A 15,736-nucleotide genomic window follows, 5' to 3' on the forward strand; every position below is an offset into this window, starting at 1 on the left:
TCCTTAATTCTTGATTCCAAGAAAGCTTCCCAGAATCTTGTTATATACATAGAGATTATCAAGAAATGAGTAATGACCTGCTCCCTCTATGACCGCAAGTCCCGCCTCAGGCATAAGTTCTTCCATCTTTTGTCCGTCAGATAACGGTGTAGCCGTATCCTTATCACCCCAGATAAGAAGAACCGGCTGCGTAACTGACGGCATGCTCGGAACCATATCCTCATTTACCGCCATTACAAGGCTCTTTCGCATTACAGGAGATGCCGCTGCATAATCCGCACTTCCAAACTTCTTCTGAAGCTTATCAAGTGCTTTCGGATCAAGCTTAAGCAATCCGCTCTTTGTGATGAAATTCTTATAGAACTTGTATCTTCTTGACCTCTTTACCTGAGCCTTGGTCTTAACGGGAATAACTCCGGCTGAATCTGTAAGTACGATCTTAGGGATCGTAAATCCCGGAGAAAGCTTGCCCTCATTTATTCCGGAAGCAAGTTTTATTATTATTCTTCCGCCCATGGAATGACCGAGGAAGATCACTTCTTTATCATCGGGATAAAGAGTCTTTATAAAGTCGATCACGAAATTCATGAAATCTTCAACGCTCATGGGTTCTTTGGGCTCATCGCTTTTTCCAAAGCCGGGCATATCCATTGCAACAACATGATAGCCTCTTTTTGCAAAATTAATAACCCCCGCAAAAAGATCTATGTTGGAGCCCCATCCGTGAAGCATAACAAGTAAAGGTCCTGTTCCTTCATCTATGTAGTTTATATTTAGTCCGTTTATATTAACATTCATTTGGTTAACTATAGCACCATGATTCTGCCCATGCAAATCCCACAGTTTGCAAAAACATTGCAAAAAATGCTCTATATCGAAGTGCTATTCCTCTCCCTTTTTTCAAGCACACTGAGCATAAATACTAACAGCGCATCAGCCTGCGGATCGTTCAGGATTCCGACTCCTGCTTCATCTGCATAAGTCCTCTCCGTTGCATCCGTAACGTAATTAACGGCTCCCGGATTCATACCCATCAAAAAATGCGCATGGTTCTCTATGATAGTAGTGTACTCATGGTTATATATTATATGGTCGGTTATGGTAAGACATCTCATATCATCCAAAAGCTCATCAAAAGCCTTCTCATCGGTCTTTGTTACCAGATAGGCCGATTGTCCTGCCTTCTGCGCAATATCCTCAGAACGCTTCATTAGAAGCTTCATAAGGTACTCACATCTTGCAACGTCAACCTGCTGACTTGTAGAAAGATATGTCACCGAACCGATCAGTATATTCTCATCCGTATTGAAAATCCGGTCAAAATTAGTTCTGCCAAAGTAATCCTCAAGAACTGTCACGTACCCTGAGTTTCCCGTTGCTCTGTATAGTTCTGCCGCAGCCTTAAATACCGTGGTGCTGTCCTGCGCCTTCTGGTTGTTAAAATAGCAGCTCCACGCTCTGTCCGCTGCTTTAAGGCATGTTGTCGCAAATTCGCCGTCATACTTCTGATAGATATAGCTGAATTTGGCAAGCACCGATGCAAAATTTATCGTCGCATCCATAGAAACCGGTGTAACTGTGACAGGGTATGTCATTACATCTCCGCCACCCGAACTGTCGGTAAGCGCCGCACCGTACTCTCCTCCTGTCTTTGCATCCTGCATCTTTAAAAGCCATTCAACTTCATACCTAACCTCATCAAGAATATCAGGTATACCGTTTCCGCTCTCGGGAATTCCCGCTTCATCAGTAAAAGCCGCTTCGTTCATCTCATAAGCAAGAAGAAGATTCTCCGCAACCTTACATCCGACCGTCGTATCTCTGTCAGCCTGCTCGTCCATGTGCCATCCGCCCGTAACATCTATCTCTGTTTCAGGATGTTCCTGAAGATGAGCAGGTGTAGTGTGACAGGCACTGTGCGCATTTTCACCCGCATATTCTTCGGACAATGACATTCCGCACCTGTTAATGTAGTATTTTTTGCACGCCTCATTAAATACGTTCGCGTACACATCTTCCGATACGGTAAAAGAATATGATTCTCCGATTATATCCGCGCATGCATAATAGGTTCCTTCTTCCTTCAGATCTGTAAAGTATCCTATGCCGGTAAATTCTTTTGTCTCTTCGTTATAGACAGACTTGACCACATCTCCAATGTATTTTTCTTCTTTTGTTCCAAGCTCCTTTATACTGAATGTCTTTGGGAGCTTCTTTCCGTGTAATATAACTGTTTTAACCGAGTCTGTCTTATATCCGACCTGGTCGGCAAGGACGCTCGGGATCTGATTAGGAACGCTGTAATCACCGCCTCCTCCGTTTTCCGGGCCTTTTGAACCTGCCTCGACCATATCAACCTGTTTTTCAGCAGAAGAAGCGCCGCAGCCTGCGACGCTTCCAATAAGCGACAGTGTCAGCACTGCCGCAATTATTCTGTTTTTCCGCCTCATAACAGAAAACATACCAATACCAGTCCCTTTTATTTAACTCTGTTGTAGTTTATAAGGCAACCGTCAAGAATTATCTGTCTTTCGTCATCGGTGAGATTACCAAGCTTAAGTTCAAACTTAGTCATGCTGTCCCCTGCAACAGCATATGCCTTAATAACTTCATCCTTATTCTTAACCGCATCTCTGATTCCGGGAAGGAAGATGTAGTCTTTGTTCTTGAAAGGAAGTTCACCCTCTTCAATAACAAAAGGAAGCATACCCCAGTTAATAAGGTTTGAACGATATCTCTTTGTTGCGTATTCATTGGCAATGTTAGCCCATCCGCCAAGAACCTTCTGACATGATGCAGCCTGCTCTCTGGCAGATCCGTCACCCGGCTTTACAGCAAAGATTGTTGATCCGAATCCAACGTTGTCATTATTAACACCGCTGAACTTCTTACCGATCACATCCATTACGCCCTTAAGCTCGCCCCATGCCGCAATGGGATCTTTGCCCTCTACAAGAGCATCCTGTGCCGCACGAACTTCTTTTGCAAGTCCTACATATGCAGGATCTTTTCTTGATAATGTAAACTCAGCAAGTCCGAGAGGATTTGATCTGTAAGATGAAGTCTCTCCTGAAGGGATGAGCTCATCAGTTGTTGTTACAGGATCATGGATCTCTGATACAACTCTGAGTACCATGTTCTCAGGAAGTTCTGACATCTTAGGCCAATCCTTGATGTTGGGGCCAAGCTGAAGCTCAACGGAAGGATCTGCAACTCCATGTGAATCAAATACACGGTTCTTATAGATCTCACTGTCAAAGTGATACTTGTATTTCTTGAGTTCTCCGTCAAACTCTGTTGCAGGTGTAAGAACACCCTGATTAGCTGCTGTTGCTGCGATAGATCTTGCATCCATAAGTGCAACTGAAGCAACCTGGCCGTTCTGAACCTTAGAGCCTTCACGGTTAGGGAAGTTTCTTGTTGAATGTCTGATACTGAACGCATTGTTTGCGGGAGTATCACCTGCACCGAAGCAAGGTCCGCAGAATGCTGTCTTAAGGATTGCTCCTGTCTCAAGAATTGCAGCAGCTGCGCCGTTCTTAACAACTTCCATAAAGATAGGTGTTGAAGCAGGATATACACTGAGTGTAAATCTGTCGTTTCCGATATAGTGTCCCTTAAGGATATCTGCTGCTGCGCAAATGTTCTCAAATCCACCGCCTGCGCAACCTGCGATTATTCCCTGCTCAACAATGAACTTGCCGTCTTTGAGCTTATCCTGAAGTGAATACTCAATGCTGTCACCAAAGCTTACTCTTGCTCTCTTCTCAACATCTGCAAGAATATCGGCAGCATTGCGATTAACCTCTGCGATCTCATATACGTTACTTGGATGGAAAGGCATAGCGATCATAGGATTGATCGAGCTGAGGTCAACCTTAACAAGACCGTCATAGTAAGCAACCTTTCCGGGCTTAAGTTCTTTGTAATCACCGACTCTTCCGTGGATCTCATAGAACTCTTTGATCGTATCGTCTGTCTGCCAGATTGATGAAAGACATGTTGTCTCTGTTGTCATAACATCAACACCGATCCTGAAATCAGCACTGAGCTTCTCAACACCGGGTCCGACAAATTCCATTACTTTATTCTTTACGTAACCGCTTCCGAATACTTCTCCGATGATTGCAAGTGCAACGTCCTGAGGTCCTACGCCCTTCTTAGGCTCACCCTCAAGATAAATTGCTACAACTCCCGGCATATCAACATCATAAGTCTGTCCAAGAAGCTGCTTAACAAGCTCGGGGCCACCTTCTCCGATAGCCATTGTTCCGAGAGCACCGTATCTTGTATGTGAATCAGATCCAAGAATCATGCTTCCGCCTGCTGCAAGCATCTCTCTTGCAAACTGGTGGATAACCGCCTGATGAGGGGGTACATAGATTCCGCCATACTTCTGAGCAGCTGTAAGACCAAATACATGATCGTCTTCGTTAATTGTTCCGCCAACCGCACAAAGTGAATTGTGGCAGTTTGTAAGTACATAGGGAATAGGGAATTTCTCAAGTCCCGATGCCCTTGCTGTCTGAATGATTCCGACATATGTAATATCATGTGAAGTAAGTTTATCAAACTTAACGCATAACTTTTCCATGTTTCCGGAAGTATTATGCTCTTTAAGTATTCCGTATGCTATTGTGTTCTCTTTCGCACTCTTTGCCGCATCCTCTGATACACCGTTAGATGCGAGAACCGCTGCAGCCTCTGCATTATCAGGCACTACAGTGTTACCGTTTATGAGATAACACCCATGTTCAAGTGTTGTTACCATTACCATTCCTCCTACCCATTTTTACTACGCTATACATGTATACAATTTACAGGCGTTATTTTATCATAGTTTTCGTCTTCTTTGTATGATATTTATTAATGTCCGTTCTTATCCTTATCGGCATCATAAATATTCTGCAGATATGTTTTTACCTCATCTACTCCCGCGGCCTGTAGAGCAGTCCTGAATTCATTGACCTCAGCCTCCGGAGTTCCTTCATATCTGCCATACGTGATCTCAGGAATATATTTATCGCACACCTTGGTGACTGCTTCTATCGTATTGTTGATATTGGTCGTCATAAATCGGTATCTGTCCCAAGGATAGTCTATTGCAATCTTGTTATACTCTGACTTAAGTTCGTTATAATCATCCCAGGCATAGTTCGAGTCTGCTTTTTCATAGGAATCTCTTCTTCCCCACCAGAAGTTGGTTGTTATTCCATCTTTTTCGTCATTATATCCGTTAGGTCTCTCAAGCATGTCTTTGGGATTTATCTGGTACTGCACACCTTCAATTCCGTATCTTATAAGTCTGTAGCACTCCACATCATTTCTTAAGATATCGTACACCATAAGAGCTCTCTCAGGATTCTTTGACTTTGATGAGATTGCCATTGCTCCGTGCAAAATACTAGTCTTTAATAGATTTTCTTTTCCAAACCAGAAGAACTTAAGCTTTGCCTCAGGCTGATAAATTTCCATATTGGGCTTTATCGTAGTGTAATAGTCCTCTGTAGTCGCAAGAACAACCGAGGTATCTCCGTTATAGAAAGCCTCATAGTTATCCTTGTAATCCGAAAAATCACTTCTCCATACGCCCATTTCATTCCATTTCTTCATGAGCTTGGCATAGTTAATAAGATAATTACCCGACATATAAGGTGAAACTATCTGACTCTGCGCATTCTTAAAAATGCCCCACACTCCGTATTCGCCAAGCTCATATATAGGAATATAATTACTTTCGGACATGATATATCCAAGAGCCTGCTTTGTTTCTTTTCCGTCAGCATCCCAGAAAAGCTTCTCGGGATTCTGCTCTCTATAGAGCGTAAAAAATGCATCAAGCGTATCCCAGTCCTGTATCTCACCTATGTTGAAATCTCTTCCGAGATCGTTACTCTTTGCTTTCTCTACATTTTTTACATCATCCAATCTGTAAACAAAACCATAGTTTATCCACTGGGTATACTCATTTTCCGGAATAAAATATATCTTTCCTTCATAAGTGCAGCAACTCCAGTCCATGGATGACACATATTTATATGTCTGCGGACAATATGTTCTAAGCATATCTTCAGAAAGGGGTAAAAAATATCCCTTAGCCGCGTTAGGCCATGCGTCAAGCCAGTCACTTCCCGCAGCGATAAGATCTACATTAACGTTTCCCAAACTAAGCGTCTTGTTATAATTTTCCAGATAATCGTTCCAGCCAATATAATAGATATCCAGCTTCGCATTTACCTTCTTTAAAAGAAGCTCGTTAAGTCTGTCCAAAACCTTCTCGGTCATTCCGTTTATGGGCTTATCTCCTATAGTCAGATAAGTAATTGTAACCGGAGGGCCTGAAACATCTATATTACGGTATTGAAAATCCGAAACTACTTTTCTACTGTTTCCACAGCCTACTGTACTAATTGTCATTACCGCTGTCATAACCAGCGCGAGAATCTTCCTTTTCACTTAAAGATTTCCTTTCTGCTCTTTCTCAGCTTTATTTCTTGCTCTCAGCTCTATAAAAAAATCTTTCAGCAGTTTACTGCATTCCTCTTCCAATACGCCTTTTTTCACAACAACCTGATGATTGAAATCCGGATTGTTCAAAATATTCATGACCGATCCGGCGCATCCCGCCTTGGGATTCTCCGCTGCCATAACGATTTCGGGTATTCTTGCCTGTACTATGGCTCCCGCGCACATCTGACACGGCTCCAAAGTAACATACAACTTACATCCCTCAAGTCTCCAATCTTTTATCACCTTTCCCGCCTTGCGTATAGCGGTTATTTCCGCATGTGCGAGCGGTGTTTTGTCTGTGTTGCGCCTGTTATATCCTCGTCCGATTATCTTGTCTTCATAAACTATTACGCATCCTATCGGAACTTCTCCAAGCGCAAACGCTTTCTTCGCCTGATTAATGGCGGCTCTCATGTACTTGATATCTTTAAGCTCATCCTCAGTGCAGTTTTCCATGTTCACACCTGCGGATTTTGGCTGCATTTTCATAAATATACTTCTTTCCTAGCGAAATGGTAGTAATTCTGTTAATATATGATATACGAATTACTTCATGACTTAAGTCATTTTTGCAATTCTACATTATATCACTATATTATACCAAATTATCTATAAAAAGGGGTTTTTTATGCGAATATCCACAAAGGGAAGATACGCTTTGAGAGTAATGATAGATCTTGCCAGCTTCGGTAACGACAATTTCATTTCACTTAAAGACATTTCTCAGAGACAAAACATACCTGTAAAATATCTGGAACAAATTGTTTCGACCTTAAATAGAGCAGGATACCTCAACAGCATGCGTGGAAGTAACGGCGGATACCGTCTTTCCAAGCCCTCCGAGGAATATAATATCGGTGACGTACTCAGAACAGTTGAAGGAAATCTCACGCCCGTTGAATGCGTCGCATATGAAAACGGGGTTATGTGCCCCAGGACCGATTCATGCAATTCTGTTAACTTCTGGAAAGGACTGGACGAAGTCGTAAACAAATACATCGACAGCTACACCCTTAAGGATCTTATCCAGCAATAACAAATTGACATTACGGTCAAAAAAAAGTATAGTAATCAAAGCGGTCTTGTGAAGGGTGCATGTAGCAGTCCTTTTGTACAAGCGTGGGTCTTATGCAATGAAAATCTGCGAACCGTGTCAGGTCGGGAACGAAGCAGCACTAAGCAGAACCTTTCATGTGTTGTAAGGTCGCCTGCGCTGCGTCGGAAGTCAACGTGCATGTATCCCTCACAGGACCGCTTTCTTTTATTCTCTTTCCTTAAGATATTTCATGTAATTAAGGACCATGAGTGCGATCTTGAAGGTAAGCGCATCATCGAATTTTCTCACATCAAGTCCACAGCTCTTTTCAAGCTTCTCAATCCTGTACACAAGAGTATTTCTATGCACAAAAAGCTGTCTTGAAGTCTCAGACACATTGAGGTTATTCTCAAAAAACTTCGAAATAGTATTCAAAGTCTCTTCATCGAGATTACTGGGTACTTCCTTATCCTCAAATATTTCATCTATAAACATCTTACAAAGGCTCTCGGGAAGCTGATATATAAGTCTTCCTATTCCGAGCGTATTATATCCGTTTGCCCTGCACTCGGCATTGAAGATTCTTCCGACTTCGAGCGCCATCTTTGCTTCTTTGAATGATTTACTGAGATCGCGTATCTCTTCAACTATGGTTCCATACGCAACTCTTACATTTAAAAGAGCCTCTGTATTCATCATATCCACTATAGTTGTCGCAATCTTATTTACATCATCATATGACTCATTCTTACCCAAAGACTTTACGATAATTATGCTATTCTCATCCACCGCCGTAACATAGTCACCGGAAGTCGGCGCGAACATACTTGTAAGGAGCTCTCTGGCGCTGTTATCTTTCGTACGTCCGGTCTCAACAAGAATTATCGTTCTTGGAGCAGTTACCTCTATCTTAAGCTTTCTTGCCCTGTTATACACGTCGATCATGAGCATGTTATCAAGAAGGAGATTTTGGAAAAAATTATTCCTGTCAAATCTTTCCTTATATGCAAGAACAAGAGCCTGAAGCTGGCTCACCGCAATCTTTCCCACCATATATGCCTGCTCATTGTCGCCTTTTGAAAGAACGATGTAAAGTGGTTCGCCATCATCCATTACTTTAAAAAGATGTACATCACCAATAACCTGCGAATCAACCGGAGATGCTGCAAAATCAGTAATTATAGAAATATCCGAGACCCCAACTTCGCCCGAGGTTGCCACAGTTTCTCCGTTTAAATCCATAACACATAAATCCACTTTGGTTATAGCTCCAAGTTCACTTATACTTCCTTTAATCGTCTGCGCTGAAATCATGCTCTCACCTCGTATTACTTAGTTTCGGGTTTATATCTCCACTTTCCTATATCATAGTATATCACACAAAATAACTATGCACTTTATCCGTATAGCAACAAATCCGGACAAGCTTTAGCTCTTGTCCGGATTAAAAATCAGAATAAATTAATTTTTTCTAAAAGATAACGTATTATGCTTTTTTCTTCTGTGACAATCTTGGCATCTACTTGCATGCCAATTGCAACATCTCCGTTATTGCCGTTGTGGTCAACCAATTTTACTTTATCAATTGTTCCTTCAACCAAGAAATATCCTGAATATCCGGTATTATTCATTATTGTATCTTTTGAAATACCGGTTATAACGCCATCAACTACACCATATTCGTTACTTGGAAGCGCTACAATATTGTATTTGACCTTATCTCCGACCTCCAGATTTCCTATAGATGAATTATCCACATACATCTGAACCTTAAATTCACTCTCTCCACCAGGAATTACAGTTCCTACAGCAGTACCTGCCGAAAGAATATCTCCAACAGCATGCTCACCTGAAGCATTAAAAATACCATCGCAGGATGCAACAATTGTTCCCTGTTCTATCTGCTCATTAACCTGCTTTATTTTTACTTTCAGCTCATCAATACTGTTATTTATTACTTCTATTTCATCAAGTAAAGCTGACAACTGCTCTATTGTAGTAGCTTTCACTGAAATATACTTTCCATCCACTGACATTCCGTTTTTATACATCTCAATCGTAATCTGATTCAACCTTTTCGTGGACTCAGCATCACGAATCTGACTTTCCAAAGTTTTTATCGAAGAATCAATCTGAGTAATTGTTGTTAAATGCTGCTGTTCCTTTTTATTCTTATATGCAATATCTATATCTGACAAAAGTGCCTCTGCCGGCTTCGTTGAATTTTCTGCCCTTTTGAGCTCTTCAATTTTATTTGTGATATTGTCAATCTCTGCCTTATATTCTGCAAGTTTTTGGCTTTTGAACGCTGAAACAGTAGCCGAAGCATTGTCAACGTTTGTCTTTGTTACTTCCGATTTTGCTTTATCTGCTGAGCCAAGACTTATCTTCTTCTGCGCAATTGTAGATTCAATCTGCATTATTGTGTTATTGGCGCTTGCAAGTTTATTTGATTTATAGCTGTCCTTGGCAGAAATCGCGCTGTCAAGCTCTGCCTTTAGAAGGCTTAAACGGCTCATATCTGCTTCAATGTCAGTTTCAGATTTTTCCTGACTGTCGCTCGATTCATTATCACTGTTATTTTCATCTGCTTCATTCATCTGCTGTGCAGTCAGGCATTCATCGTAGTTTCTTTGTGCATCTTCAACCTCATTTTTAAGTGCATTAAACTGCTCTATATAATCAAGATATAAAGAATGATATGAATAGCTATCATTAGATTCATCAAAAAGATCCGCATCTTCATTAATTGAATCTCTGAAGAACTTATATCCTTCCAGCATATTGCAATCGTATGAAAGATAATTTTCTATATTTTTATTATCGACACCACTGTCCTCTGATTCTTTAAGCTTATCATATGTATCCTTTGCACTACTCAGAGTATTCTTATACCCGGTAAGCGTGTAAAGATAGTCATCAAACAGAAGTCGTGCACTGCTTGTATCTCCATCAGGAAAAACTGAATGTCCACTTTCAATCGAATCTATCAAATAGCGATATTCTTCAAGCATCTGCCTATAATACTCAAGATTGTATTTATTACCATTTCCCGATGCGCTTAAGTTTGCTTCTTCCTTTTTCGCTTTCTGCTCAATATCAATGCTCTTCATAGACTCGTTATACAATAAATACATACTGTGATATTCCGGATAATCAGAAGTATAGTCTACTCCTTCTCTGATACTTTTCTCATAAGCCTTAAGTCCATCAATCTGATATTTGCTTGTTTTTATGATCTCGGATGAAGCTGCTTCATTTATTTTAGCCTGTTCAATGTTGTATGAAGTTTTCAATTCCTCGTTCTTTTGCGAAATCGCATATTTCTCATATGCAACATAGTATGGATAATCATTCCCCTCAATGTCCGATTTGAACGGATTTTTACCATTCTGAACCCCTTGTAAAAATCTATTCTTCATTTTAAGCTTTTCATCAAAGTCTTTCTCGCTGTCTTTCAGACCCTCCAGCGTAATCTGTGCTTCACTTGTGTCAAGTTTAAGAAGCACCTCTCCCTTCTTCACAGGAAGACCATCAGAATAATTGATTTCGGTTATCTTCCCTCCAGAAATACTTGCAACAGTTCCCACATTGTCATTTGGTCTTATAATGCCATCTGCACGCGATACAACTTCTATCTTTCCAAAGCAACTGTAAATTCCGGAAATTACAAATATCCCCACAAGTACATAAATAAAAACTGCATAGTAAGGATTAGGACGACTGCCATATACTTCTTTCGTGTCAGACATCTCATTAAAATCTAAAACTATTTCTCTCATAACTCAGGCACCCACCTGTGATTCCTGTAATGTTCTATAATAGCCATTCTTGACCTTCATAAGTTCATCGTGTGTATTTTCTTCAACAATTTTTCCTTTTTCCATAACAAAAATTCTGTCGCAGCTCCTTATCGTACTTAACCTGTGAGCAATTATAATTGTTGTCATTCCCTGGCTATATGCATTTATCGTCTCCTGAATCGCTTTCTCCGTAACTGCGTCAAGATTACTTGTTGCTTCATCAAGAATTAGAATATCCGGCTTCTTGAGCATTGCTCTTGCTATTGCAATTCGCTGCCTTTGTCCTCCCGAAAGATTAGCGCCATTTTCATCAAGCATGGTTTCATATCGAAGCGGTAATTCATTCACAAATTCGTGAACTCTCGCTATCTTGGCAACTTCTATAACTTCTTCCGGGTCTGGATTTTCAAGCCCGAATGTCAGATTTTTCATTATAGAATCACTGAATAAGAAAGTCTCCTGCGGCACATATGCAATCTTATCTCTGAGCGAGTCCAGCCTTATATCAGGAAGTGCATAATCCCCGATTGTAATGCTTCCTTTCTCATATGGATAAAATCCAAGAAGTATTTTGGCGATAGTTGATTTTCCGGCACCGCTTTCACCAACTATTGCAACACGTTGCCCCTTTTCTATATACATAGAAAAATCTTCAAGTATCAGCTTTCTTGTCCCATATCTGAACGACAGGTTATTTATGGCAATATCTCCCTTAAGAGTCGAAGGAGCAATTTTTCGTTCTTCCCTCTCATCTTTTTCAAGCTCAAGATCAAGTATTTCTCCAAGCCTGTCTGATGCTACCATTGCTGTCTGAAGTGTTGGCTGCAGATTTATTATATTTTTTACCGGGTCAATGAAATATATAAGAAGTGCGTTAAATGACACAAGACTTCCTATTGTCATATTACCTTTTATAACGTTATAAGCGCCAACCCACAAAATAGCCACCTCTCCAATAGAGGAAATCAGAAGTTTCAGTCCACTTTGCATATTCCCAAGATGCCCCAGATTAAATATGCTTCTCAGAAGTTTAATAAATTTGGATTCTGTTTGAAACTGAACATCCAATTCTCCATTAAAGGCCTTCACCGTCTGTATTCCATTTAGAGACTCAACCAAATACGACGTCAACTGAGCGTTATCTTCCATTTGTTTTTCATTTGCTTTTCTATAGCCATTATTAAATGCAAATACTAAAATTGCATATGAAGCTACTATGATAAGCGCAATTAAAAACAGAATCGGGCTCTTACAGCATAAGATTACTGCACCGACAACTGCCATTATTGAATCAATCATCATCGTAAGCGTTGCATTTGAAATAGCGTTTCTAATAGATGAGGCATCCTGAAATCTTGAAATAATTTCACCTACTCGCCGCGTTCCAAAAAAGTTCATAGGAAGTTTTAACACATGGTCATAATATCCAAGTAGTAAAGCAATATCGAGCTTCTGCCCCAGGTATATAAGAAGCTGTGAACGTATATATGCCAGAAGCGTAGCAAAGAGTTTAAGCAAAATCACACCAATAGATATAATATGAAGAGTCTTTACGATATCCGCTGATAAAATGTCATCTATAATAATCTGAAAATACAACGCCCCAATAATTCCAAGGACAGTTATGATAATTGATGCCAAAAAAATATCCAAAATTAAACGCTTCTGGGGAATCAATAAATTCCAGAAACGTTCAAACAGATTCTTAGTATCTTTGCCCTTCTTAAATGTTTCGGAAGGAACTAACATTATAAGAACTCCAGTCCATTCTTTAAAGAACTCTTCCGGAGTGACTTTTCTAAGTCCTTTTGCCGGATCCGATATTATAACCTGTTTTTTAGTGATTTTCTGTATAACCACATAGTGAAGCAGCTTACCGTCTACCACAACATGCGCAATAGCCGGAAGCGGAAGCTCAGAAAAAAATGCCTCCTGATTTCCTTTTACCGCTTTTGCAGTAAACCCAAGCTCTTGCGCAGCCTTTATAATTCCAAAAGCATTTGTACCCTTTTTGTCTGTACCTGCAACTTCTCTTATCTTGGTGATAGATATTGATAATCCATATTGCTTTGAAATAGTAGCGAGACACGCCGCCCCACAATCAGTTATATCATGCTGTCGTATACAATAGTATTTCATAAATTCTATCCGTTTTTTATTTCATCTGCTATTCTTTAAAAAGATATTGTAGAAAGCATCTTCCTACAATACCTCTCTATCACATCTTATTGAAATAGTTGGTTCCCACATCCATTTCAATAAATCCTAAAACCTAGTGAGCCACATTTCCTGTGATTTTGATACCTGCTAAAACTCCGACAACCACAGCTGTTCCCTCCGCTGCACCTCCATTAACTTCCATTAATTCATTATTTGAAACATTCTCAAACATTTTTTATCCTCCTTAAATCCTAATTGTTTATTATAGAAATAAATGATACTTTCCTTTAATTTCATTTTTTTAATTCACTAAATTTTGAGACCATATGTGCTGGTACAATCAGTTTATAATTATTTTTTTCATCAGATGACAAAGTTACATTATACTCTGACCAATCATTTAAAATAAACGCTGATTTCTTTTTATAAAAAATTAAACTTTCTTCAGTTTTTTCCTTTATATCCCACCCTGTTTGCTTTTTTATATATGCTATTAGATCATTTTTCGATATTGTACCTTTACTAATACTTACCTGTGTCGGCTTTGCAGTTGCACCTCCGATTAACGACATAGGTACAGCATATATAATTATTCCACTAATATATGAAATAGCTATGATTAGCATTGATTTTTTATCAGCACAAAACAGTGCATATACTGTTGCAAATATCGCTATTATTGTCAAAATCATTCCAAAGCGAATGAAATATTTTAATGTTGTCATGCTTCCTCTTTTCATCTTTTATGATTGCCTCAAGGCATAGAAATTAAACCTTGAGGCAATCATATTAAAAAACAACAGAATCAAATATTATACTCCTGGTGCAACAAGTCCGATTGCGCCTCCTGCTAAACCTCCTGCTACAGCTCCTTTATATAGATCCTTTGCAAATTGTTCTTTTGAGTCACATCCGTTTACAACTTCTCCTACAGCTACTGCACCCATTGCATGTGCAGCTCCAATCATTGCACCTGCAACTGCTAAAACCGGTCCACCACCATTACACTCCATTGCTTCAATATTACTTATTTCACAAAAGCTATTCATATTATTTAACCTCTCCTTAAATATATATTATTTATTCATACAGCATAAATTAGTCAAAAGCTCTGTATATCATATGACCTGCCGCAGCACCTGCTATTTCCCCTACAGCTTCTCCAACTTTTGCGCCAGCAGGACCACCAATGGCCATGCCAGCAGCTCCGCCAGCAGCTCGGCCAATAATTGCTCCTGCTCCTACTGCAATCGCATCTCCTGTACCGTCCCAATCAATGTTGCCGCCATCAATTAGCTCTGTTTCTACAGAAGATAATTCTAAAAAACTATCATTCAATACTAATTCCATTTGTACCCCTTTTCTGAAGTTTTCTAATCAACAGAATTGTATCAGATAACTTCATTTGTTTTTTGATTTTTTTCTACAAGCCTGTATATTCCGTCGACTCCCTTACTCTACCCCCCCTGAATAAATATGCAATATCAATTGTGTGAAATACAGTTTTTTTGTGTGAACGACAGTTGCATGGGGGGGGTTATAAGCAAGATATAGACTGGTAAAAAATCCTGCATATTATACAAATCCCCGTGTGTTCTACGATCGCGGCATCATTTAGTAATTACATTTTTAGAGTTTTACTATAATAAATCTAACTTTTTGTTGACTCGCAAAAATTTGTTTGGTTTTTATAGGCATATTGAGTCTACTCGATGCTATTGTAAGCTTAGTAGTTGTGTTTCTTCCATTTATGATAAGAGTTCAGGCAAGCAAAAAAGGGGCATGCAATTTGCATGCCCCTTTCAGACTGTAGACAAAGTGGTCTTGAGAGCATAGCTCTCAAGGCCATTTTTCATCTTATGATGACGTTTTTATAATAAATATGGTCATAAACAGCCCTTATCAGGCCATTTCTAACCGCCATTCATGCTTGATTCTTGCAAGCTTTTTTAGATTCATACACGCAAAGGTAAGCGCGACCTTCATTTCCATCCGCGCCTTTCCATACATCTGTGTATATCTAAATCCATGATTCTCTTTGGCTGTCCCAAAGATTCTCTCTATTGTCTCCTTCCTGTGAGAATAGAGATCTTTCATCCCCTCGGTGTATCTTATGTCATCACATTCATCCATGTAATCTTCCCAGATATGACGGGTTACCAGTTTTACATGATTCTTGCTAAGTGTACATTGTTCAAGGTAAGGACAGTTTTCGCAGACCTTTCCG

At 39.9% G+C, this 15,736-nt stretch carries 13 protein-coding genes, 1 other RNA gene and 1 pseudogene; 2 read left to right on the forward strand and 13 right to left on the reverse strand.

What is annotated here, in order from left to right:
- Positions 1 to 3: 3 nt before the first annotated feature.
- The 5 genes from DL92_RS0111960 to tadA form a co-directional block, all read right to left on the reverse strand.
- Positions 4 to 798, reverse strand: a complete 795-nt coding sequence (locus tag DL92_RS0111960) for an alpha/beta fold hydrolase (protein WP_026656423.1) — start codon at positions 796 to 798, stop codon at positions 4 to 6.
- A gap of 71 nt (positions 799 to 869) precedes the next feature.
- Positions 870 to 2,462 carry a glycoside hydrolase family 9 protein gene (locus DL92_RS20340; protein ID WP_026667844.1) on the reverse strand — a complete coding sequence of 531 codons (1,593 nt, stop codon included), beginning with the start codon at positions 2,460 to 2,462 and terminating at the stop codon, positions 870 to 872.
- A 17-nt stretch (positions 2,463 to 2,479) separates the two neighbouring features.
- The gene (locus tag DL92_RS0111970) at positions 2,480 to 4,771 is read right to left on the reverse strand and encodes a hydratase (protein WP_026667845.1); all 2,292 of its coding nucleotides are present in this window, start codon (positions 4,769 to 4,771) and stop codon (positions 2,480 to 2,482) included.
- A 95-nt stretch (positions 4,772 to 4,866) separates the two neighbouring features.
- On the reverse strand, positions 4,867 to 6,456 hold the full coding sequence (locus DL92_RS0111975; protein WP_026667846.1) for an extracellular solute-binding protein: 1,590 nt from the start codon (positions 6,454 to 6,456) through the stop codon (positions 4,867 to 4,869).
- Positions 6,457 to 6,993, reverse strand: coding sequence for a tRNA adenosine(34) deaminase TadA (gene tadA, locus DL92_RS0111980; RefSeq protein ID WP_420354238.1), 537 nt, complete (start codon positions 6,991 to 6,993; stop codon positions 6,457 to 6,459). It lies immediately after the preceding gene.
- A 145-nt stretch (positions 6,994 to 7,138) separates the two neighbouring features.
- Between tadA and DL92_RS0111985 the strand changes: the two genes are divergently transcribed.
- The gene (locus DL92_RS0111985) at positions 7,139 to 7,546 is read left to right on the forward strand and encodes an RrF2 family transcriptional regulator (RefSeq protein WP_026656419.1); all 408 of its coding nucleotides are present in this window, start codon (positions 7,139 to 7,141) and stop codon (positions 7,544 to 7,546) included.
- Positions 7,547 to 7,627: 81 nt separating this feature from the next.
- Positions 7,628 to 7,727: signal recognition particle sRNA small type (gene ffs / locus DL92_RS21870), an RNA gene on the forward strand.
- Between the two features lie 44 nt (positions 7,728 to 7,771).
- Here ffs and DL92_RS0111990 read toward each other — a convergent pair.
- From DL92_RS0111990 to DL92_RS19140, 8 genes and pseudogenes are all read right to left on the reverse strand, one after another.
- On the reverse strand, positions 7,772 to 8,860 hold the full coding sequence (locus tag DL92_RS0111990; RefSeq protein WP_026667847.1) for a PucR family transcriptional regulator: 1,089 nt from the start codon (positions 8,858 to 8,860) through the stop codon (positions 7,772 to 7,774).
- 137 nt (positions 8,861 to 8,997) lie between these two features.
- Positions 8,998 to 11,328, reverse strand: a complete 2,331-nt coding sequence (locus tag DL92_RS0111995; RefSeq protein ID WP_026667848.1) for a beta-barrel domain-containing protein — start codon at positions 11,326 to 11,328, stop codon at positions 8,998 to 9,000.
- A gap of 3 nt (positions 11,329 to 11,331) precedes the next feature.
- Positions 11,332 to 13,488, reverse strand: a complete 2,157-nt coding sequence (locus DL92_RS0112000) for a peptidase domain-containing ABC transporter (RefSeq protein WP_034469039.1) — start codon at positions 13,486 to 13,488, stop codon at positions 11,332 to 11,334.
- A 133-nt stretch (positions 13,489 to 13,621) separates the two neighbouring features.
- Entirely contained in the window at positions 13,622 to 13,741 is a 120-nt protein-coding gene (locus DL92_RS20785) for a class IIb bacteriocin, lactobin A/cerein 7B family (protein ID WP_081816899.1), read from the reverse strand.
- 61 nt (positions 13,742 to 13,802) lie between these two features.
- Complete coding sequence (locus DL92_RS0112010) at positions 13,803 to 14,234, reverse strand: hypothetical protein (protein ID WP_026667850.1); 432 nt, start codon at positions 14,232 to 14,234, stop codon at positions 13,803 to 13,805.
- Between the two features lie 87 nt (positions 14,235 to 14,321).
- Positions 14,322 to 14,558: a hypothetical protein gene (locus tag DL92_RS0112015; RefSeq protein ID WP_026667851.1), complete on the reverse strand. Its 237-nt coding sequence runs from the start codon at positions 14,556 to 14,558 to the stop codon at positions 14,322 to 14,324.
- A 49-nt stretch (positions 14,559 to 14,607) separates the two neighbouring features.
- Positions 14,608 to 14,859, reverse strand: coding sequence for a hypothetical protein (locus tag DL92_RS19135; protein ID WP_051625320.1), 252 nt, complete (start codon positions 14,857 to 14,859; stop codon positions 14,608 to 14,610).
- A gap of 570 nt (positions 14,860 to 15,429) precedes the next feature.
- Positions 15,430 to 15,736 (reverse strand): annotated as a pseudogene (locus DL92_RS19140) (transposase); the annotation flags it as partial.

The sequence above is a fragment of the Butyrivibrio sp. AE2005 genome (genome assembly GCF_000686965.1).
Taxonomy (GTDB): domain Bacteria; phylum Bacillota; class Clostridia; order Lachnospirales; family Lachnospiraceae; genus Butyrivibrio; species Butyrivibrio hungatei_A.

Excerpts from the sequence above, each read along its gene's own strand:
- DL92_RS0111960 (WP_026656423.1), bottom strand. The coding sequence starts at position 798 with ATGAATGTTAATATAAACGGACTAAATATAAACTACATAGATGAAGGA.
- DL92_RS20340 (WP_026667844.1), bottom strand. The coding sequence starts at position 2,462 with ATGTTTTCTGTTATGAGGCGGAAAAACAGAATAATTGCGGCAGTGCTG.
- DL92_RS0111970 (WP_026667845.1), bottom strand. The coding sequence starts at position 4,771 with ATGGTAACAACACTTGAACATGGGTGTTATCTCATAAACGGTAACACT.
- tadA (WP_420354238.1), bottom strand. The coding sequence starts at position 6,993 with ATGCAGCCAAAATCCGCAGGTGTGAACATGGAAAACTGCACTGAGGAT.
- DL92_RS0111985 (WP_026656419.1), top strand. The coding sequence starts at position 7,139 with ATGCGAATATCCACAAAGGGAAGATACGCTTTGAGAGTAATGATAGAT.
- DL92_RS0111990 (WP_026667847.1), bottom strand. The coding sequence starts at position 8,860 with ATGATTTCAGCGCAGACGATTAAAGGAAGTATAAGTGAACTTGGAGCT.
- DL92_RS0111995 (WP_026667848.1), bottom strand. The coding sequence starts at position 11,328 with ATGAGAGAAATAGTTTTAGATTTTAATGAGATGTCTGACACGAAAGAA.
- DL92_RS0112000 (WP_034469039.1), bottom strand. The coding sequence starts at position 13,488 with ATGAAATACTATTGTATACGACAGCATGATATAACTGATTGTGGGGCG.
- DL92_RS20785 (WP_081816899.1), bottom strand. The coding sequence starts at position 13,741 with ATGTTTGAGAATGTTTCAAATAATGAATTAATGGAAGTTAATGGAGGT.
- DL92_RS0112010 (WP_026667850.1), bottom strand. The coding sequence starts at position 14,234 with ATGACAACATTAAAATATTTCATTCGCTTTGGAATGATTTTGACAATA.
- DL92_RS0112015 (WP_026667851.1), bottom strand. The coding sequence starts at position 14,558 with ATGAATAGCTTTTGTGAAATAAGTAATATTGAAGCAATGGAGTGTAAT.
- DL92_RS19135 (WP_051625320.1), bottom strand. The coding sequence starts at position 14,859 with ATGGAATTAGTATTGAATGATAGTTTTTTAGAATTATCTTCTGTAGAA.